The sequence below is a fragment of the Pseudaeromonas paramecii genome (assembly GCF_039540575.1).
In the GTDB taxonomy this organism is placed as follows: domain Bacteria; phylum Pseudomonadota; class Gammaproteobacteria; order Enterobacterales; family Aeromonadaceae; genus Pseudaeromonas; species Pseudaeromonas paramecii.
Genome location: NZ_BAABFC010000021.1, coordinates 15,782 through 35,794 on the forward strand (window position 1 = coordinate 15,782; position 20,013 = coordinate 35,794).

Consider the following 20,013-nt stretch of genomic DNA (forward strand, 5'->3'; position numbering starts at 1 on the left):
TGCAGTGGTAACGAGGTAACACCATGTCCATCCAGGAAAGCAGCCAGGGCCGTCAGGTCCATAAGTTTGGTGGCAGCAGTCTGGCGGATCCCGCCTGCTATCGGCGGGTCGCCGGCTTGATCGAACAGCAGGCCGGCCTGCATCCGCTGGTGGTGGTCTCCGCCGCCGGCAAGACCACCAACCGGCTGCTGGAGCTGATGGAGCTGGTGGCCAGCGGCGACCATGCCGCCGCCGATGCCCTCGCCGCCCTGCAGGGCTACCAGCAGGGCCTGATCGACGGTCTGCTGGACGGGGAGCGCCGCCAGCGGCTCAGCAGCCAGCTCATGACGGATCTGCAGCAGATCGGTCGGCTGCTGGAGAGCCGGTTGGACAGTTACCAGCGCCACTATGTGCTGGCTCACGGCGAGGTCTGGTCCGCCCGCCTGCTGGCCGCCCTGCTGGAGGAGCGGGGCAATCAGGCCGCCTGGCTGGATGCCCGCGAGTTTCTGCTGGCCGAGGAGGCCGCTCTGGCCCGGGTCGACGTGGCGGTCTCCGGCCAGCGCCTCACCGAACAATTGAGCCGGCTGGGCCAGCAGACCGTGGTGATCACCGGCTTCATCGCCGCCGATGCCCAGGGGCGCACCCTGCTGCTGGGGCGCAACGGTTCCGACTATTCCGCCACCCTGATCGGTGCCCTGGCCGGTGCCGAAGCCACCACCATCTGGAGCGACGTGGCCGGGGTCTACAGTGCCGATCCCCGTCAGGTGAAGGCGGCCCGTCTGCTGGAGCGCCTCTCGCTGGCCGAGGCCAACGAGCTGGCCCGGTTGGGGGCGCCCGTGCTGCACTCCCGCACCCTGCAGCCCTTGCTGGCCAGCAGCCAGCGCCTCAGCCTGCGCTGCAGCTATGACCCGGAGGGGGGCGCCACCCACATACTGCGCAAGCAGGCCCTGGTGAAGGGCGCCCGCATCGTCACCTCGGTGGAGCAGGTGGCCCTCATCGAGCTGAAGATCCTGCCCCAGGTGCCCTATGCCGAGGCAGTGGGGGAGATAGAGGCCCTGCTGGCCCGCCATCAGCTGTCGCCGCTGACCGCCCATCAGCAGGCGGATCGCAAGCTGCTGCGGCTGGCCTACACCTTGGAAACCGTCAGCGGCGCCTTCGCCCTGCTGCAGGACTCCCAGCTCGAAGGCGGCTTCACCGCCCTGAGCCAGCGGGAGGGCTACAGCCTGGTGGGGCTGGTGGGGGCCGGGGTCTGCGACAACGCCGAACAGTGTCACCGCTTCTACCGTCTGCTGGCCGATCAGCCCCTGGAGTTTGTGCAGACCGGCCGGGATGGCCTGAGCCTGGTGGCCCTCATCCGCGAGGTGACCCTGGAACCCTTGCTGCTGGCCCTGCACGAGAGCCTGTTTGATCAGGTGCACAAGGTGGGCCTGGTGCTGTTTGGCAAGGGCAACATCGGCAGCCAGTGGCTGGGGCTGTTTGCCCGGGACAAGGCCCGGCTGGAGGCGGCCCATCCGCTGCAGTTCACCCTCTATGGGGTATTCGACTCCCGCGGCGGTGTCTTGAGCGAGGAGGGGCTGGATCCGGCGCGCCTGCTGGAGCAGTTCGAGCCGCAGGCCTACGACTGGCCGACCCTGCAGCAGCAGCTGGAGCAGCACCCCTTCGATCACCTGGTGGTGCTGGATCTCACCGCCAGCACAGAGCTCAGCCGTCGCTACCCCGAGTTCGCCCAGCTGGGGGCGCACCTCATCACCGCCAACAAGTTTGCCGGCGCGGCCGAGGCCGAGTTCTACCAGAAGGTGAAGCAGAGTTTCGCCGACCACCAGCTCTACTGGGGCTACAACGCCACCGTGGGGGCCGGCCTGCCGGTACAGTCCAGCATCCAGATGCTGCAGCAGTCCGGCGAGAAGGTGCAGGGCATCAGCGGCATCTTCTCCGGCACCCTGAGCTGGCTGTTCCAGCAGTACGACGGCACTGTGCCCTTCTCCACCCTGGTGGAGCGGGCCTGGCAGCGGGGTCTCACCGAGCCGGATCCCCGGGAGGATCTCTCCGGCCAGGACGTGCGGCGCAAGCTGCTGATCCTGGCGCGGGAGGCGGGCTTCGAGCTGGAGCCGGAGCACATCAGCCTCAAGGGGCTGGTGCCGCCGGGCCTCAAGGCGGTGAAGCCGGAACAGTTCATGGAGCGGCTCGGCGAGCTGGACGACATCCTGCTGGATGAGCTGGAGGAGGCCCAGTCCCAGGGCAAGGTACTGCGCTACGTGGCGCGGCTGGAGCGTAACGGCTCGGCGCGGGTGGGGTTGGAGGCGCTGGATCCGCACCATGTGTTTGCCAATCTGCGGCCCTGTGACAATATTTTTGCCATCGAGACCGATTGCTACCGCCTGGCGCCGCTCATCATCCAGGGGCCCGGCGCGGGGCGCGAGGTGACGGCCGCTGCGGTACAGGCGGATCTGTGGCAGGTGTGCCTGGCCTTGTAACCCTTGCGCACCGCGACAAGGGGCGGCCCGGGCAGGAGGGGAGGAGCTATGATCCTGCGCCTGTTGTGTTTGATGCTGCTGTGTCTGGGCGCTCACGCCCGGGCCGCCCTCGATGTACGCCCGGCGCAGTTCAGTCTGGGGGAGGCGGCGGCCTACCTGGAGGATACCCGTGGCGAGCTGAGCTTCGATAAGGTGAGGGCCCTGCCGGCCCTGGCCTTCACCCCGGTGGGCTGGCCCGTGTTCAGCCGGCCCTTCACCCGATCCAGCTACTGGTTTCGAGTGCCGCTGAATAATCCCGATGCCCACTCCCTGACACGGCTGCTCTGGCTGGACGCCCCCTGGCTGCATCGCATCGACGGTTACCTGCTGGCGGCGGATGGGCAGCTGACCCGCTTCATCCTCGGCAATGGCCTGCCGTTTGAGCGGCGCAGCCTGCCGTTGATCCCCCCCAACCAGCGGCTGGTCTTGCCTCCCGGTGACAGCCTGCTCTACCTGCGGGTGCAGACGCCGGATCCCTTCATCGTCTCCCTGAACCTGATGCCGGAGCGGGACTTCCTGCTGGATCAGGGGACGCGCAGCCTGCACACCGGCCTCATCTATGGCGCCATCCTTTGCCTGCTGCTGTTCAACCTGCTGCTGTTTCCTACCGCCGGCGGGCGCTACCAGCTGGCCTACGTGGGGTATCTGGGCAGCTTCTTGCTGATGAACGCCGCCTACAACAACTACACCTTCCCCCTGCTGTTCGCCCAGCATCCGGACTGGCAGGACTGGATGCAGTCCGGCGCCATCTTCGCCTTCTTGATCACCGGCCTGGTGTTTACCCGCTCCTTCCTGGGGCTGGCACAGCGCCACCGCCGGTTGGGCCGGCTGACCCGCCGGCTGATATGGGGGTTGCTGGGGATCGCGCTGCTGTCACCTGTGCTGGGTTATGCCACCCATGTGCACCTGGCCATACTGCTGTCGAGCCTGACCAGCAGCTACTGCTGCCTGGTGGGCTGTTATTCCTGGTGGCGCGGCAACGGCTCCGCCCGTTTCTTCCTGCTGGGGGCGGCCAGCGGCCTGCTGGGCACCCTGGTGACGGCGCTGACCGTCATGGGGGTGTTGCCCTACAGCTACCTGGGCTACAAGGCGCTGGATCTGGGGCTGGTGCTGGATGGGGTGCTCATGTCCCTGGCACTGGCCGACCGGCTCAAGCAGACCCGGGAGGATCAGCTGCGGGCGCAACTGGAGGCCACCACCGACAGCCTCACCGGCCTGTTGAACCGGCGGGCATTTGAAAACCAGGCGGGCGAGCTGCTGGCCCGGGCTCAGCGTGGGGCGCCGCTGGCGGCCTTGGCCCTGGATCTCGACGGCTTCAAACAGCTCAACGACACCCAGGGCCACCTGTGTGGCGATGCCATGCTGCGCCATGTGGCGCGGCTCATCGACGCCCGGCGACGGATCAACGATAGGGCATACCGCCTGGGGGGGGATGAGTTCCTCATCTTGCTGCCGGATACAGACGAAGCCCAGGCCAGTGCCCTGCTGCAGCGCTTGCAACGCTGTTTTGCCTGCCAGCCGCTGCACTATCAGGGGCAGGTGTTGCCGGTGCGGTTGAGCCTGGGGCTGGGGCAGTGGCAGCGTGGCGATGGCAGCCTGGCTGGGCTGCTCAAACGGGCGGATCAGGCCATGTATGCCCACAAGCACCAGGGGCGGTCGGCTCTGGACAGCCTGTTGCCGGAGACGTCATGAGGATACAGGAGTTTGCCCGGCGCACCGGGCTCAGCGTGCACACCCTGCGCTACTACGAACAGATCGGCCTGCTGGCGCCCGTCAATCGTTCCCCGGCGGGGCACCGCCGTTACGGCGAGCGGGAGTTGGCGTGGGTGGGCTTCATCCAGCGGCTCAAGGCCACCGGCATGCCTCTGGCCCAGATCCAGCACTACGCCACCCTGCGGCTGGCCGGGGAGGGCAGCCTGACGGCCCGGCGGCAGCTGCTGGAGGGCCATGCGCTGCAGCTGGCCGAAGCCCTGGCGGTACAGCAGGCGCACCTGGCGGCCCTGGAGCAGAAGATCGCCTGGTATCGCCAGCAAGAAAAAGCCCTTGATCTCGAGTGAACTCGAAGTTTTACCCTCAGGCTGTCATGTCATCCAAGGGAGTCTGAGCAATGAACAACGCACGTTTTACCGCCGGTTGGGCAAAATTGGCCGAGATCGATGGTGCCGCCGGCGAGCAGGTGATGGCGGCCCTGGCGCCGGTGGCACCGGATCTGGGCCGCTACATAGTGGAATTTGCCTTCGGCGACCTCTATAGCCGCCCTGGGCTGGATTTGACCAGCCGCGAGCTGGCGACGGTGGCGGCCCTGACGGTGATGGGGCATGCCCAGCCCCAGCTGGCGGTGCATGTGCATGGCGCCCTGAACGTCGGTTGCTCGCCGCAGCAGGTCATCGAGGTGATGTTGCAGATGGTGGCCTACGCCGGCTTCCCCGTGGTGATCAACGCCGTGCTCACCGCTCAGGGGGTGTTCCAGGCGCGGGGCATCAGCCTGCCGTTGCCGGCGACGCCGGCTGATTGACCACGGCAATGGCCTGGGCCAGCCAGGGCAGGGGCGGCAGTCCGTAGGCCGCCCGAGCCCGGTTGCAGGCGCCCTCGGCATCCCCGGCCTCAAATTCCCGGCAGGGGGAAGGGCGGTTGGGGTAGATGGTGCAGCTCACCGCCTCGCCTATGGTGCCCGTCAAGGCCACACAGCGCGGCTGGGCCTGGTTGGTGCCCAGCATGCAGCCGCGAAATGGCGGCAGCGGCTCCACCAGCGCCTCGGGCACCTGGTATTCCCCTTCCACCTCTCCCCAATAAAACGACACGCGAAAGAAGCCGCAGCAGGCGCCGCAGCTCATGCAGACATTGTCACCACTCACATGAAACTCCGATACGGCCAATGACCCAGGACGGGCGCAACAGGAAAGCTGTCAGCAATCTACCCGGCGCGCTTAAAAGCGCAATTGAGCTTGCATCTTCTGACGATGGACGGATTTGCACGGGGAAGACGGCAAGGTGCGGATAGCTGATGCGGGTTGGTGCCCTGGTGCGAGGCGGCGACACCAAAATCGAGCAATCACTCTATATTTGCATGGTTTTTCTTTTTATATCTGTAGTTTACAACCGATGTGATTTACAGCGACACCTTATGCAGGTTGCCCTATGACGCCTGTGCTCCTTGCTCAACTTGCCCTGACACTCTCCCCACATCCGCTTACCGCCCTTAACTGGCACGCTCGTTGCGATGGCCGCCTCAGGTACGTCGGCGAACTGGTTGCCGAACGTGAGTGACGTCATTTGATTGCAAGGAGCAACATGATCATTCTTCCGTCCAAGACCCTGCTCTCCAGCCTGGTGGTTGCCGCGCTGCTGACCGGCTGTGGTGACAGCAAGGAATCCGCGAATCCGGTGGTTGCCGAATTTTCCCCGGTGGAGGGCACCATAGCCCAACTGCACGCCGCCCTGACGGCCGGCACCACCAGCTGCGAGGCCGTGGTGCAGCAATATATCGATCGGATTGCGGCCTATGACAGAACCGGTCCGACCCTCAACAGCGTCATCAGCGTCAGCGACGAGGCCTTGACCACGGCCAGGGAGCAGGATGAGGCGCTGGCTGCTGGCGAGAGCATGCAGCCGTTGCAGTGTGTGACCGTCCTGCTCAAGGACAACATCGACACCGCCGACATGCCCACCTCCGCCGGCGGTCTGGCCCTGCAACACAGTCAGCCGGAGGACGATGCCTACATAGTCAAGCGGCTGCGCGAGCAAGGTGCCATCATACTGGGCAAGGCCAACCTGGATGAGTTCGCCTTCGGCTACCAGGGCAGCAGCTCGGTGGGCGGTCAGGTGAAGAATGCCTATGACCAGACCAAGGGGCCGGGCGGTTCCTCCGCCGGGACCGGCGCCGCCATCGCCGCCAGCTTCGCCATGGTGGGGTTGGGTACGGACACGGGCGGCTCCATTCGGGTGCCCTCCTCTTTGGAGGGGCTGGTGGGGCTGCGTCCCAGCCTGCGGCTGGTGAGTCAGGATGGCGTGGTGCCCCTGGCCCATACCCAGGACACCGCCGGCCCCATGTGCCGTACCGTGGAAGATTGTGCCCTGGTGATGGATGCCCTGGTGGGCTACGACAGCGCCAGCGACAGCGGCCAGCGCAACAGCTATGAGTACGATGCCCCCCTGGTGGCCTCCGCCTACGAGTACCAGCAGGTGACGGGTGTGCCTGCCAGCTACGCCAGCGGCCTGAGCGCCACCGCCCTCAAGGGGGCGCACATAGGCGTGGTGCGGGCCCTGTTCGGTGATGGCGAGTCGGAAGAGAACCAGGCGGTGCAGGCGGTGCTGGACTCGGCGCTGGCGAAGATGACCGCGGCCGGTGCCCTGGTGGAGGAGGTGACCATCCCCAACCTGGACACCATCTTGTCCACCTACAAGAGTGTCTCCCGTTACGAGTTCTGCAACGACCTCACCAGCTACCTCAGCGCCTGGTCCAACGAACTGGATGGCCATTACACCAGCTTCCAGGCGGTGGCCGACAGCCTGGAGTACGAGACCCGCAACCAGTCCACCTTCACCTTCTACGGCTCCTTCTGTGGTGATCAGAGTGCCAACACCGACTATCAGCTGAACCTGATCGAGCGACCCATAGTCGTGCGCGGTGCCCTGATGCAGGCGCTGGAGAACCTGAGCGAGGCCGGGGTCTCCCAGGGCGAACCCTTCGATGCCTTGGTCTATCCCAGCATCCTGGGGCTGGCACCGGCGCTGGGCTCCTCGCCCACCTCCGGCAGCAACAACCGCCTGAGCCCCTTCTCCGGCTTCCCGGCCCTGACGCTGCCGGCCGGCATGGCAGATACCGACCCGGCGCTGCCGGTGGGCATCGAGCTGCTGGGGCGGGAGTTTGACGAGCAGACCCTGCTGAACCTGGCCTACGGCTACGAGCAGGTGGCCCAGCCCCGTCAGGCCCCCACCTTCACCCCGGCGCTCTGAGCCCGAGCCCCAAGACAAAAGCCCCTGCACTGCAGGGGCTTTTTTATGGCCGGGGGTTGGACATCGACCGACGCTGGGGTTACCAATCAGCGCGGCTTTACCCGCTGCTTCCGTGAACCGGTGGGCTGTCTGCCCGCCCACTACCGGCGGCGTTACCAGGGCTGAGAGTCATTCGGCGATGGGCGCCACGGTGGCGCCGAGGCTGCGCACCAGATCCGCCGGGGTCAGCCCCACCGACAGGCCACGCTTGCCGCCACTGACCAAGATCTTCTCCTGGGCCAGGGCCCGGCTGTCCAGCAGGGTGGGCAGCTTCTTCTTCTGGGCGAAGGGGCTGATGCCCCCCACCTTGTAGCCGGTGAGGCGCTCGGCATCGGCGGGCTTCAGCATCTCCACCTTCTTGAGCCCGGCGGCCTTGGCGGCCTCCTTGAGGTTGAGGTGGCAGTCCACCGGAATGACGGCCACCACCACCTGTTTCTCCTGGTGGATCAGCAGGGTCTTGTAGACCACCTCGGCGGGCAGGCCCAGCTGGTCGGCGGCGTGACGACCGAAGTCCTCACTCACCTCGCAGTGATAGCTGTGGCTGTCGAAGGGGATCTGGCTCATTTGCAGATAACGGATAGCAGGGGTCATACGCCTATTCTCCATTGTGATGTGGGCAGAGGTAACGCAGGCAAAGAAAAAGGCCGGGGTTTCCCCCGGCCTTGCTGTGACAGGACTAGCCCGTATTGCGCATACCGGCGGCAATCCCGGCGATGGTCACCATCAGGGCCTGATCGATCTCCGGGTGCAGGGAGTCGGGATCGGTGCGGGAGCGGTTGAGCAGCTCCACCTGCAGCATGTTCAACGGATCCGTGTAGGGGTTGCGCAGCTTGATGGACTCCTTGATCCAGGGCTGATCATCCAGCAGACCACCCTGGGGCCGCAGCTTGAGCACGGCGGCGATGGAGGCCTTGAGCTCTTCCCGCAGGCGCTGACCCAGGGGCCACAGCGCTTCGGGGGCCAGGCGGTGGTCATAGTACTCGGACAGACCCAGGTCGGCCTTGAGGAACACCATCTCCAGCATCTCCAGCCGGGTGCGGAAGAAGAACCACTCCCGGCTCATCTCCCGCAGCAGCTCCTCGTGGCCATCGGCCATGGCCCGCTCCAGGGCTGCGTGGGTGCCCAGCCAGGCGGGCAGCATCAGGCGGTTCTGGGTCCAGGCGAAGATCCAGGGAATGGCGCGCAGGGATTCGACGCCGCCGTTGGGCTTGCGCTTGGACGGACGTGAACCCAGGGGCAGCTTGCCCAGCTCCATCTCGGGGGTGGAAGCGCGGAAGTAGGGCACAAAGTCCGGCTCGCCACGGATGATGCTGCGGTAGTGATCGCAGGAGACCTTGGCCAGCTGCTCCATCAGATCGCACCAGGCTTGCTTGGGCTTGGCCGGCGGCAACAGGTTGGCTTCCAGCACGGCGCTGGTGTACAGCTTGAGGCTGGTGATGGCGACCTTGGCCAGACCGAACTTGAAGCGGATCATCTCGCCCTGCTCGGTGACCCGGAAACCGCCCTTCAGGGATCCCGGCGGTTGCGACAGTATGGCCTGATGAGCCGGCCCACCGCCACGACCCACGGTGCCACCACGGCCGTGGAACAGGTTGAGCTTGAGGCTTTCGCGCTCGGCGATGGCCACCAGCTCTTCCATGGCGCGGTACTGGGCCCAGTTGGCGGCCAGCATGCCGGCATCCTTGGCGGAGTCGGAGTAACCGATCATCACGTACTGCTGGCCCTGGATATAACCGCGATACCAGTCGACGGACAACAGACGGTTCATCACGGCGGCGGCGTTTTGCAGGTCGGCTTGGGTCTCGAACAGCGGGGCCACCGGCATGCGGAAGGTGACGCCACATTCTTTGAGCAGCAGCTGTACCGCCAGCACGTCGGAGGGCTGGCGGGCCATGGAGATGATGTAGATGCCGAAGGCATCCGGATCCACCTCGGCGATCACCCGGCAGGTGTCCAGCACCTCTTGGGATTCTTCGCTGGGTTGCCAGTCGCGGGGCAGCAGGGGGCGGCGGGAGTTGAGCTCGTTCAGCAGGAAGGCCTGCTTGTCCTCTTCACTCCACTGGGCGTAATCCCCCAGGCCCAGATAGCGGGTCAGCTCGGACAGCACCAGGCCGTGGCGTTCGCCATCCTGACGGATGTCCAGCTTGCTCAGGTTGATGCCGAAGCACGCCAGGCGACGCAGCACATCCAGCAGCAGGCCGTCGGCGATGATGCTCATGCCGCACTCCTGCAAGGAGCGGTAGCACAGCTCCAGCGGTTCACGTACCTGACAGGTCCGGGTGATGAGGTCGCGGCTCTCGGAGCGCTGGCCCTGCACCTTGGTGGTCAGGTGTTGCAGGGTTTCTTTCAGATCGTCTCGCAGGGAGCGCAGCAGCACCCGATAGGGTTCGGAACCTTCGCCGACCCGGGCGCGCAACTCGGCGCTGCAGTCGATCATGGACAGCTCGGAGACCAGCTCCTGAATGTCCTTGAGGAACAGGTTGATGGCCACCCAGCGGGACAGGGTCAGCACTTCCCGGGTCACGTTGGCGGTGACGAAGGGGTTGCCGTCACGGTCGCCACCCATCCAGGAGGCGAAGCGCACCGGCGCGGCATCCAGCGGCAGGCGCAGGCCGAACTCCTCGTGCAGTCGGTCATCCAGCTGACGCATGAATTCGGGAATGGCGGGCCACAGGTTGTTCTCTATCATGGCGAAGCCCCACTTGGCTTCATCCACCGGCGTGGGCCGCTGTTGACGGATTTCGTTGGTGTGCCAGGCCTGATTGATCAACTGCTCGATGCGGTGCAGGAAGAACTGACGCTCACGGTTGCCCAGATCCTGTAGCTCCAGGTATTCCAGGCATTCGTTCAGTTGCACGTGCTTGTGGATCAGGGTGCGGCGGGTCACTTCGGTGGGGTGAGCGGTGAGCACCAGCTCGATGTCGAGATCGGTGACCGCCTGCAGGATCTGCTCCTTGCTCAGGTCGGCAGCCTTGAGCTTGACGAACAGCTTGTCCAGCGCGTCGGCACTCAGGTAATCCTCGCCCTGACGGGAAATGGTGTGGAACTGTTCGGCCACGTTGGCCAGATTCAGGAACTGGCTGAAGGCCCGGGCCACGGGCAGCAGCTCGTCATCACTCAAGTTGTGCAGGGTGTCGAGAAGGCGTTGACGATCTTCTGCATTTCCCTTGCGAGCGGATTTGGACAGGCGGCGAATGGTCTCGATCTTGTCGAGAAACTCCTCCCCCATGTGCTCCTTGATGGTCTTCCCTAATAGTTGGCCAAGCAGGCCCACGTTTCCGCGCAGCGCCGCATACTTGTCGTTCATAGTCGTCCTTCCCTAATTTTGTGAGGATTACTACAGAAGCCCCTCACCAGCAGACGTAACAATCTATCCGTAATGGGTGAGCCAGGTCAAATAGTGAGCCCGCTCCAACCTGCAAATTTATGCGGGGCGGGCTCAATTGAGGCAATTAGCAGCAGAAGCGGCGCACCAGGTGCTGCAGCACAGCCTGGGTGGGCTTGACGAAGGAGAGATCCAGGTACTCGTCCGGCTGGTGGGCCTGGGCGATGTGGCCCGGGCCCAGCACGAGCGTGTCGCAGCCCAGCTGCTGGATGAAGGGGGCCTCGGTACAGTAGTTGACCGCTTCTGCGGCGTGGCCTGTGGCCTGTTCCGCCTCGGCGATCAGGGGGGAGTCCTCGGCGCAGGCATAGGGGGGAATGGGGTCATGCAGGTGACTGATGTGCAGGCAGCCGGGATGGCACTCATGTAGCTCGCCGAGGTTCGCCTGCAGCAAGGCCACCAGCTCCTCCGGGCTGACACCCGGGATGGGCCGCAAGTCGATGTGCAGCTCACAGCAGCCGCAGATACGGTTGGGGCTGTCCCCACCGTGGATGGCGCCGAAATTCAGGGTGGGGTAGGGCACCTTGAAGTGGTTATTGTTGTATTTTTCCTTCAATTCTTGCTGCAGCCCCATCAGTTTGCCGATGGCTTTATGCATCAGCTCGATGGCGTTGACGCCGTTGGCCGGATCTGAGCTGTGGCCGCTCTTGCCCGTGATGCGGATGGACTCGGACATGTGGCCTTTGTGCATGATGACGGGGACCAGGCCGGTGGGCTCACCGATCACCGCATAGTCGGGCTTGAGTCTGGCGGCTTCGGCAATGGCCTTGGCGCCGGCCATGGTGGTCTCTTCGTCGGCGGTGGCCAGGATGCGCAGGGGCTTGGTGAGCTGGGTCAGATCCAGCTCCTGCAAGGCGGCGACAATAAAGGCAAAGAAGCCCTTCATGTCGATGGTGCCCAGGCCGTAGAGGCGATCCCCCTCCTGGGTGACCTTGAAGGGATCCTTGCTCCAGCGGTCAGCATCAAAGGGGACCGTATCCGTGTGCCCCGCCAGCAGCAGGCCGCCACTGCCCTGGCCCAGGGTCGCCACCAGATTGAACTTGCCCGCCAAGCCCGCCACCGGCTGTACCTCCACCGCAAAGCCCAGTCCGGTAAACCAGTCCGCCAGCAGATTAATCACCTGCTGGTTGCTCTGATCCCAGGCAGGATCCGTGCTGCTGATGGATGGGATGGCGATGATATCCCGATACATTTGAAAAAAATCTAGCTTGGACATAACTGCTCCTTGCGGGCCGGCGGTGAATCTGGTAAATAATACAAATGCAAAATCAGTGCATAAATATTAAATTAATCGAGTTGGTCGGCACGGTAAAGAAATAGTGGCAACTGTGTGTCGGAATTGTGTCGCAGCCGCGACAACGAAACTCCGACCCTGACATGGGCAGGATGCCCTGTCCAGCCCCGTTTCGAGGCGACCCGCTTCCTTCAGGTTTTCGTAGCGAGATAGAGAATAGCAAGATGCTTAACGTGGTCATCATTGGCGCCAGTGGCTATGCCGGCGCAGATCTGGCGGGCCTGGTTCAGGGCCACCCTCAGCTGCAGCTCAAGGGGCTGTACGTCTCCGCCAACAGCCAGGATGCCAACAAGGCCTTCTCCGCCCTGCATCCCCAATACCTGGGCCTGATCGACCTGCCGGTGCAGCCGCTGACCGACGAAGGCATGGCCGAGGCCATGGCGGGCACCGATCTGGTCTGCCTGGCCACCGCCCACGAGGTGAGCATGGATCTGGCGCCCCAGTTTCTGGCCGCCGGTATCAAGGTATTCGATCTCTCCGGCGCCTTCCGGGTGGAGCAGGCCGGCTTCTATGACCAGTATTATGGTTTTGCCCACAACCAACCCGAGTGGTTGAACAAGGCCGTCTACGGTCTGGCGGAGTGGAATGCCGACGCCATCGCGCAGGCCGAACTCATCGCCGTGCCCGGCTGCTACCCCACCGCCTCCCTGCTGGCCCTGAAGCCGCTGCAAGAAGCGGGGCTCATCCAGGCCGGTAGCAAGCCCATCATCAATGCGGTGTCCGGTGTGTCCGGCGCCGGTCGCAAGGCCGCCATCGGCACCAGCTTCTGCGAGGTGAGCCTGAATCCCTATGGCGTGTTCAACCACCGCCATCAGCCGGAGATCAGCCATCACCTGGGCACCAGCGTGGTGTTCCAGCCGCACCTGGGCAACTTCGTGCGCGGCATTCTGGCGACCCTCTATGTGCAGCTGGCGGACGGTGTGACCGCCGAGCAGGTGGATGCCGCCTATCAGGCCGCCTACGGTCACCAGCCGCTGGTGCGCCTGAGCGCCCAGTGGCCCTCTATCCGCAGTGTGGCCGGTCGGCCCTTCTGCGACCTGCACTGGCAATTGCAGGATGGTCTGCTCATCGTGGGCTCCGCCATCGACAACCTGCTCAAGGGCGCCTCATCCCAGGCCATGCAGTGCATCAACATCAATTACGGCTTTGACCAGACCACTGGCCTCATCTGATTGGAGAATACGATGGCGAACAACACCCTGGTAATCAAACTGGGCGGCACCCTGCTGGAGAGCGACGAGGCCCTGACCGCCCTGTTCGACGGCCTGACCCAGTTCCTCAATGACAGCCATAGACCCCTGGTGCTGGTGCACGGTGGCGGCTGCCTGGTGGATGATCTGCTCAAGGGCCTGGGGCTCAAGAGCACCAAGAAGAACGGCCTGCGGGTCACCCCGTTTGAACATATTCCGCTGATCGCCGGCGCCCTGGCGGGCACCGCCAACAAGCAGATGATGGCCAAGGCCATCGCCCACGGCATCAAGAGCGTGGGTCTGTGTCTGGCGGACGGCGCCATGTGCAAGGTCACCCAGCTGGATCCTGAACTGGGCGCGGTGGGCGAGTGTCAGCCCAACGAGGCCAGCCTGGTGCAGGCGGTGCTGAACATGGGCTGCATGCCGGTCATCAGCTCCATCGGTATCACGGAGCAGGGCGATCTGATGAACGTCAACGCCGACCAAGCGGCCACCGCCATCGCCGAGCTGCTGGGCGCCGATCTGGTGATGCTCTCCGATGTGAGCGGCATCCTGGATGGCAAGGGCCAACTGATCCCCGAGATGAGCCAGGCCAAGGCCGAAGAGTTGATCGCCAAGGGGGTCATCACTGGCGGCATGGAAGTGAAGGTGCGGGCTGCCCTGCACGCCGCCGCCACCCTGGGCCGGCCCATCGCCGTGGCCAGCTGGCGTTATCCCGAGCAGCTGTCCAGCCTGCTGGCGGGCGGCGCCGTGGGGACCAAGGTCATGGCCTGAGCGCCACACTCGTTTTAAAGCAATAAGGAGAGAGCAATGCGTCACCTGTTAACGTCAATGGAATTCACTCAGGATGAGCTGCTCGGGCTCATTGCCCTGGGCCGCGCCATGAAGGCCGACCCGGCAGCCTACCGCACCAGCCTGGCCGGCAAGAGTGTGGTCACCCTGTTTGAAAAACCGTCCCTGCGTACCCGGGTGACCTTTGACATCGGCATCAATCGTCTGGGGGGCCATGCGGTCTACCTGGATCAGCAAAACGGCGCCATGGGGCAGCGGGAGAGCGTCAAGGACTTCGCCGGCAACCTGTCACGCTGGTGCGAGGGGATAGTCGCGCGGGTCTATGACCATCAGACGCTGATCGAGCTGCGGGATCACGCCAGCGTGCCGGTGGTGAACTCCCTGTGCAACCTTTATCACCCCTGCCAGGCGCTGGCCGACTTCATGACCATCGCCGAGAACTATGACGATCTCTCCAAGGTCAAGCTGGCCTACCTGGGCGATGGTAACAACGTGACCCACTCCCTGCTGATCCTGGGGGCCTTGCTGGGCACTAGCGTCACCGCCGTCTGCCCCAAGGGCAACGGCCCGGACGTACAGATCTTCAATCAGGCTCTGGACCTGGCGAAAAAGAGCGGTGCCCGTCTGGCGGTCACCGACCAGGTAGAGGATATTAAGGGCTTCGATGTGGTCTACACCGATACCTGGGTTTCCATGGGTGACAACACCCCGCTGGAGACGGTAAAAGACAAGTTCATGCCCTATCAGATCAACCAGGGCTTGCTGGATAAGACCGGCATTCGCCACGTGCTGCACTGCCAGCCGGCGCACCGGGAATTGGAAATTACATCGGAAGTGATGGACGGGCCGGCCTCCCTCATCCTGGATGAGGCGGAGAACCGCATGCATGCCCAGAACGCCATCCTCCACACACTGATCAATCAAGGAGACAAGTAAATGGAAGGCATCAACAAGGTTGTATTGGCCTATTCCGGTGGTCTGGATACCTCTGCCATCGTGCCCTGGCTCAAGGAAAACTACGGCTGTGAAGTGATCTGCTTCGTGGCCGATGTGGGGCAAGGGGCCGATGACCTGGAAGGGGTAGAGCAAAAGGCCCTGGCCTCTGGTGCCTCCAAGTGCATCGTCAAGGATCTGAAGGACGAGTTCGTCAAGGATTACGTCTATCCGACCCTGAAGACCGGCGCCATCTACGAAGGCACCTACCTGCTGGGAACCTCCATGGCGCGGCCCGTGATCGCCAAGGCCATGGTGGAAGCGGCCATGGCCGAAGGCGCCGATGCCATCGCCCACGGCTGCACCGGCAAGGGCAACGACCAGGTGCGTTTCGAAGGCGCCGTGGCCGCCCTGGCGCCGCAGCTGAAGGTGATCGCCCCCTGGCGGATCTGGACCATGCGCTCCCGGGAAGAGCTGCTCAACTACCTGTCCGAGCGCAACATTCCCTGCAAGGCGTCCATCACCAAGATCTACAGCCGGGATGCCAACGCCTGGCACATCTCCACCGAAGGTGGCGAGCTGGAAAGCACCTGGAACGAACCCTCCGCCGCTGTATGGCAGTGGACCGTGGATCCGGAAGCTGCGCCGGACAAGGCCGAGTACGTCAAGCTGACCGTCGCCCAAGGCGAAGTGGTGGCGGTGGACGACCAGGCCCTGTCGCCCTACGAGGTGCTGCTGACCCTGAACGAGCGTGCCGCCAAGCATGGCGTCGGCCGTATCGACATCACCGAAAACCGGCTGGTGGGCATGAAGTCCCGTGGCTGCTACGAAACCCCCGGTGGCACCGTGATGATGGCTGCCCTGCGGGCGGTGGAAGAGCTGGTGCTGGACAAGACCACTCGCGCCTGGCGCGAGAAGCTGGGGGCCGAGTTCTCCCACCTGGTGTATGACGGCCGCTGGTTCACCCCGCTGTGCAAGGCCATCCTGGCCTCTGCCGACGCCATCGCCGAAGATCTCTCCGGTGAGGTGGTGCTGAAGATGTACAAGGGCTCGGTGACCGCGGTGCAGAAGCGTTCCGTCAACAGCCTCTACTCCGAAGACTTCGCCACCTTCGGTGCCGACGAGGTGTACGACCAGAGCCACGCCGAAGGCTTCATCCGTCTCTACACCCTGGCCAGTCGCATCCGCGCCCTCAAGGAGCAGAGCAAGTAAGCCGGGTCAGCCAGCGCTCCCTCAGGGGCGCCAGTAATCCAACGACTCCTGCCCTGGCGGGAGTCGTCATTTCTTGAACAGACAGATTTGGAGAAGCGCCATGGCCTTATGGGGCGGACGGTTCAGCCAGGCGGCTGATACGCGGTTTAAACAATTCAACGACTCACTGCCGTTTGACTATCGGCTGGCCGAGCAGGATGTGCTGGGGTCCATCAGCTGGTCGCGGGCGTTGGTTAAGGTGGGGGTACTCACCGCCGAGGAACAGCGCAAGCTGGAGGCGGCCATGCAGGATCTGCTGGCCCAGGTGCAGGCCGATCCCGAGCAGATACTGCAATCGGACGCCGAGGACATTCACTCCTGGGTGGAGAGTCAGCTCATCGCGCGGGTAGGGGATTTGGGCAAGAAGCTGCACACCGGCCGTTCCCGTAACGACCAGGTGGCCACGGATCTCAAGCTCTGGTGCAAGACCCAGGGCGCCCAGCTGCTGCTGGCCATTCACGGCCTGCAACGGCAGCTGGTGGCGGTGGCCGATGCTCATCAGGGTACGGTACTGCCGGGCTACACCCACCTGCAACGTGCCCAGCCCGTCACCTTCGCCCACTGGGCCCTGGCCTATGTGGAGATGCTGGAGCGCGACTACAGCCGGCTGCAGGATGCCCTGGCGCGACTAAACCTGAGCCCGCTGGGCTGCGGCGCCCTGGCTGGCACCGCCTACGCCATCGACCGTGAGGCCCTGGCACTGGACATGGGCTTTGCCGGGGCGACCCGCAACAGCCTGGACACGGTGGCGGACAGGGATCATGTGGTGGAGCTGATGAACTGTGCCTCCCTGTCCATGATCCACCTGTCGCGCTTTGCCGAAGATCTCATCTTCTACAACACCGGTGAGGCGGGCTTCGTCGAGCTGTCCGACAAGGTCACCTCCGGCTCCTCCTTGATGCCGCAGAAGAAGAACCCCGATGCCCTGGAGCTGATCCGTGGCAAGGTGGGTCGGGTGGTGGGCGCCCAGATGGGCATGATGATGACCCTGAAGGCGCTGCCGCTGGCCTACAACAAGGACATGCAGGAAGACAAGGAAGGGCTGTTCGATGCCCTGGACACCTGGCACGACTGCCTGGACATGGCGTCTCTGGTGCTGGATGACATCAAGGTGAATCAGGCACGCACCCTGGCGGCGGCCCAGGGCGGTTACGCCAATGCCACCGAACTGGCCGATTACCTGGTGGCCAAGGGCATTCCGTTCCGCGAGGCCCACCATATCGTCGGTGAGGCCGTGGTCTATGCCATCCAGGTGGCTAAGCCACTGGAAGATCTGAGCCTGGCCGAGCTGCAGCAGTTCAGCTCAGTCATGGCTGAGGATGTCTATCCTGTGCTGTCGCTGGAGTCCACCCTGGGCAAGCGGGTGGCCAAGGGCGGCGTGGCGCCGGATCAGATTGCGGCGGCCTTGGCCGAGGCGCAGTCCCGCCTCGCGGCCCGTCAGTTGTAACGGTCGGTGCGTCACGCGGAAAAACGCTACACGAAGGGGGCTTAGCCCCCTTTTTTCAGTAGGGCGAATGTCGCTGTGGAAGAGTCTGCTGCTGGGCCTCGGATTGTTGAATAAAGCAGCAGATAACCCCTTGCAACGGCGCAAGGGATCCGTATAATGCACGGGCTTGCCAATCTGGCTAAGCAGAGCCTGCGGGCTCGGCCACGGTGGAATATCTACCGCTGGTTCCACAGTCCCTTCGATTGGAAGGGAAATGTTTGAAATCAGCCACCAACCTCAATGGGGTTTGGTCGGTTTGGTTTTATGTTCTTTTTGCCATTTGGAGCTCTGGTCCATGCAGAACCAAAGAATCCGTATCCGCCTGAAGGCTTTTGATCATCGTTTGATCGACCAGTCCACCGCGGAGATCGTTGAAACTGCCAAGCGCACTGGCGCCCAGGTACGCGGTCCTATCCCGCTGCCGACTCGCAAAGAGCGCTTCACCGTACTGATTTCTCCACACGTGAACAAAGACGCACGTGATCAGTATGAGATCCGCACTCACAAGCGTCTGGTAGACATCGTTGAGCCCACCGACAAGACCGTTGACGCCCTGATGCGTCTGGATCTGGCCGCTGGCGTCGATGTACAGATTAGCCTGGGTTAATTACGGAATAGAGGTTGATAACAATGACAATCGGTCTTGTAGGTCGCAAGCTGGGCATGACCCGCGTCTTCACTGAAGACGGCGTGTCCATCCCGGTGACTGTTATCGAAGTTGAAGCAAACCGTGTGACTCAGGTTAAGTCTCTGGAAAGCGACGGCTATGTTGCCATCCAGATTACCACCGGCACCAAGAAGGCTAACCGCCTGACCAAGGCTGAAGCAGGTCACTTTGCTAAAGCCGGCGTCGATGCTGGTCGTGGTTTGTGGGAATTTCGTCTGAATGAAAGCGAAGCGGCCGACGTAGCCGTTGGTGCTGAGCTGAACGTTGGCGTGTTTGCTGACGTTAAAAAGGTAGACGTTACTGGTACCTCCAAGGGTAAAGGCTTTGCCGGTACTGTTAAGCGCTGGAACTTCCGCACTCAGGATATGACCCACGGTAACTCCCGTTCGCACCGCGTTCCGGGTTCCATCGGTCAAAACCAATCCCCGGGTAAGGTATTCAAGGGCAAAAAGATGGCTGGTCATCTGGGCAACGAACGGATCACCGTTCAATCCCTGGAACTGGTTCGTGTCGACGTTGAACGCAATCTGCTGCTGGTTAAAGGCGCAGTTCCTGGCGCAACCAACGGCGATCTGATCGTTAAACCCGCCGTCAAAGCGTAACGTCTGAGGAGATAGTAATGGAATTGGTAATGAAAGACGCCCAGAGCGCTCTTCAAGTTTCCGAAACTACCTTCGGGCGTGAGTTCAACGAAGCCCTGATCCATCAGGTAGTTGTGGCTTATGCCAACGGCGCACGCCAAGGTAGCCGCGCTCAGAAGAGCCGTTCCGAAGTGTCTGGCGGCGGTAAGAAGCCGTGGCGTCAGAAGGGTACTGGCCGTGCCCGTGCTGGTAGCATCCGTTCCCCCATTTGGCGTTCCGGTGGCGTGACCTTCGCTGCGCGTCCTCAGGACCACAGCCAGAAGGTGAACAAGAAGATGTACCGCGCCGCTCTGCAGAGCATTCTGTCTGAGCTGGTACGTCAAGAGCGCCTGATCGTGGTTGAGCAGTTCGGTATCGATGCTCCCAAGACCAAGGATCTGGTAGCCAAGCTGAAGGGTCTGGACCTGGCCGATGTGCTGATCGTGACTCCGGAAGTCGATGAGAATCTGTTCCTGGCCGCCCGTAACCTGTACAAGGTTGACGTGCGCGATGTGACTGGCCTCGACCCGGTTAGCCTGATCGCTTTCGACAAGGTATTGATGACTGCCGACGCAGTGAAGCAAATCGAGGAGATGCTGGCATGATCCGTGAAGAGCGTCTGCTGAAAGTTCTGAAGGCTCCGCACATCTCTGAGAAGAGCACCATGGTGGCTGAAAAGCAAAACACCATCGTGTTCAAGGTTGCCACTGACGCGACCAAGGCGGAAATCAAGGCTGCAGTTGAAAAACTGTTTGAAGTAAAAGTTGAAGCTGTTCGCACCCTGAACGTGATGGGCAAGACCAAGCGTACTGGTGCTCGCATGGGCCGTCGTTCCGATTGGAAGAAGGCTTATGTGACGCTGGTTCCGGGTCAAGACATCGACTTCATGGGCGGCGCTGCCGAGTAAGAGG

18 protein-coding genes are annotated in these 20,013 nt (G+C 63.2%); 14 read left to right on the plus strand and 4 right to left on the minus strand.

The annotated features are described in order from the left end of the window. Window positions 1–23: 23 nt before the first annotated feature. Genes ABD847_RS14050 through ABD847_RS14065 form a run of 4 tightly spaced genes read left to right on the plus strand, consistent with a single transcriptional unit; the run spans window position 24 to window position 5,007 of the window. Window positions 24–2,453 (plus strand): bifunctional aspartate kinase/homoserine dehydrogenase II, encoded by a 2,430-nt coding sequence (locus ABD847_RS14050; RefSeq protein WP_345014119.1) that lies wholly within the window; start codon window positions 24–26, stop codon window positions 2,451–2,453. Window positions 2,454–2,501: 48 nt separating this feature from the next. Continuing rightward, window positions 2,502–4,184 carry a sensor domain-containing diguanylate cyclase gene (locus tag ABD847_RS14055; RefSeq protein WP_345014121.1) on the plus strand — a complete coding sequence of 561 codons (1,683 nt, stop codon included), beginning with the start codon at window positions 2,502–2,504 and terminating at the stop codon, window positions 4,182–4,184. Next, window positions 4,181–4,549: a MerR family transcriptional regulator gene (locus ABD847_RS14060; protein ID WP_345014123.1), complete on the plus strand. Its 369-nt coding sequence runs from the start codon at window positions 4,181–4,183 to the stop codon at window positions 4,547–4,549. The genes ABD847_RS14055 and ABD847_RS14060 overlap by 4 nt, the downstream gene beginning before the upstream one ends. Window positions 4,550–4,599: 50 nt before the next feature. After that, window positions 4,600–5,007: a carboxymuconolactone decarboxylase family protein gene (locus ABD847_RS14065; protein ID WP_345014125.1), complete on the plus strand. Its 408-nt coding sequence runs from the start codon at window positions 4,600–4,602 to the stop codon at window positions 5,005–5,007. On the opposite strand, the gene ABD847_RS14070 is transcribed toward ABD847_RS14065, so the two are convergent. Beyond that, window positions 4,973–5,347 (minus strand): YkgJ family cysteine cluster protein, encoded by a 375-nt coding sequence (locus ABD847_RS14070; RefSeq protein WP_345014127.1) that lies wholly within the window; start codon window positions 5,345–5,347, stop codon window positions 4,973–4,975. The genes ABD847_RS14065 and ABD847_RS14070 overlap by 35 nt on opposite strands. Before the next feature lie 436 nt (window positions 5,348–5,783). Here ABD847_RS14070 and ABD847_RS14075 point away from each other — a divergent pair, with 436 nt between their 5' ends. Next, window positions 5,784–7,448, plus strand: coding sequence for an amidase (locus ABD847_RS14075; protein WP_345014129.1), 1,665 nt, complete (start codon window positions 5,784–5,786; stop codon window positions 7,446–7,448). A 168-nt stretch (window positions 7,449–7,616) separates the two neighbouring features. On the opposite strand, the gene ybaK is transcribed toward ABD847_RS14075, so the two are convergent. The 3 genes from ybaK to argE form a co-directional block, all read right to left on the minus strand. After that, window positions 7,617–8,078: a Cys-tRNA(Pro) deacylase gene (gene ybaK, locus ABD847_RS14080; protein WP_345014131.1), complete on the minus strand. Its 462-nt coding sequence runs from the start codon at window positions 8,076–8,078 to the stop codon at window positions 7,617–7,619. Between the two features lie 85 nt (window positions 8,079–8,163). Further along, window positions 8,164–10,794, minus strand: coding sequence for a phosphoenolpyruvate carboxylase (gene ppc, locus ABD847_RS14085; protein WP_345014134.1), 2,631 nt, complete (start codon window positions 10,792–10,794; stop codon window positions 8,164–8,166). A gap of 145 nt (window positions 10,795–10,939) precedes the next feature. Continuing rightward, window positions 10,940–12,085: an acetylornithine deacetylase gene (gene argE / locus ABD847_RS14090; RefSeq protein ID WP_345014136.1), complete on the minus strand. Its 1,146-nt coding sequence runs from the start codon at window positions 12,083–12,085 to the stop codon at window positions 10,940–10,942. A 242-nt stretch (window positions 12,086–12,327) separates the two neighbouring features. On the opposite strand from argE, the gene argC reads away from it, so the two are divergent. The 9 genes from argC (at window position 12,328) to rplW (ending at window position 20,009) form a co-directional block, all read left to right on the plus strand. Further along, window positions 12,328–13,335: an N-acetyl-gamma-glutamyl-phosphate reductase gene (gene argC / locus ABD847_RS14095; RefSeq protein WP_345014137.1), complete on the plus strand. Its 1,008-nt coding sequence runs from the start codon at window positions 12,328–12,330 to the stop codon at window positions 13,333–13,335. A 12-nt stretch (window positions 13,336–13,347) separates the two neighbouring features. Beyond that, a complete protein-coding gene (gene argB / locus ABD847_RS14100; RefSeq protein ID WP_345014138.1) occupies window positions 13,348–14,127 on the plus strand; it encodes an acetylglutamate kinase in 780 nt (259 codons plus the stop codon). 36 nt (window positions 14,128–14,163) lie between these two features. Beyond that, a complete protein-coding gene (locus ABD847_RS14105) occupies window positions 14,164–15,081 on the plus strand; it encodes an ornithine carbamoyltransferase (RefSeq protein ID WP_345014139.1) in 918 nt (305 codons plus the stop codon). Then, window positions 15,082–16,290 carry an argininosuccinate synthase gene (locus ABD847_RS14110; protein ID WP_345014141.1) on the plus strand — a complete coding sequence of 403 codons (1,209 nt, stop codon included), beginning with the start codon at window positions 15,082–15,084 and terminating at the stop codon, window positions 16,288–16,290. It begins immediately after the preceding gene. A 100-nt stretch (window positions 16,291–16,390) separates the two neighbouring features. Then, window positions 16,391–17,776 (plus strand): argininosuccinate lyase, encoded by a 1,386-nt coding sequence (gene argH, locus ABD847_RS14115; protein WP_345014143.1) that lies wholly within the window; start codon window positions 16,391–16,393, stop codon window positions 17,774–17,776. A gap of 334 nt (window positions 17,777–18,110) precedes the next feature. Beyond that, window positions 18,111–18,422, plus strand: a complete 312-nt coding sequence (gene rpsJ, locus ABD847_RS14120; RefSeq protein WP_005307944.1) for a 30S ribosomal protein S10 — start codon at window positions 18,111–18,113, stop codon at window positions 18,420–18,422. 23 nt (window positions 18,423–18,445) lie between these two features. After that, window positions 18,446–19,084, plus strand: a complete 639-nt coding sequence (gene rplC / locus ABD847_RS14125) for a 50S ribosomal protein L3 (RefSeq protein WP_345014145.1) — start codon at window positions 18,446–18,448, stop codon at window positions 19,082–19,084. Between the two features lie 17 nt (window positions 19,085–19,101). Next, window positions 19,102–19,707, plus strand: a complete 606-nt coding sequence (gene rplD / locus ABD847_RS14130) for a 50S ribosomal protein L4 (RefSeq protein ID WP_345014147.1) — start codon at window positions 19,102–19,104, stop codon at window positions 19,705–19,707. Beyond that, window positions 19,704–20,009 carry a 50S ribosomal protein L23 gene (rplW, locus tag ABD847_RS14135; protein WP_425568469.1) on the plus strand — a complete coding sequence of 102 codons (306 nt, stop codon included), beginning with the start codon at window positions 19,704–19,706 and terminating at the stop codon, window positions 20,007–20,009. The genes rplD and rplW overlap by 4 nt, the downstream gene beginning before the upstream one ends. Window positions 20,010–20,013 lie beyond the last annotated feature (4 nt).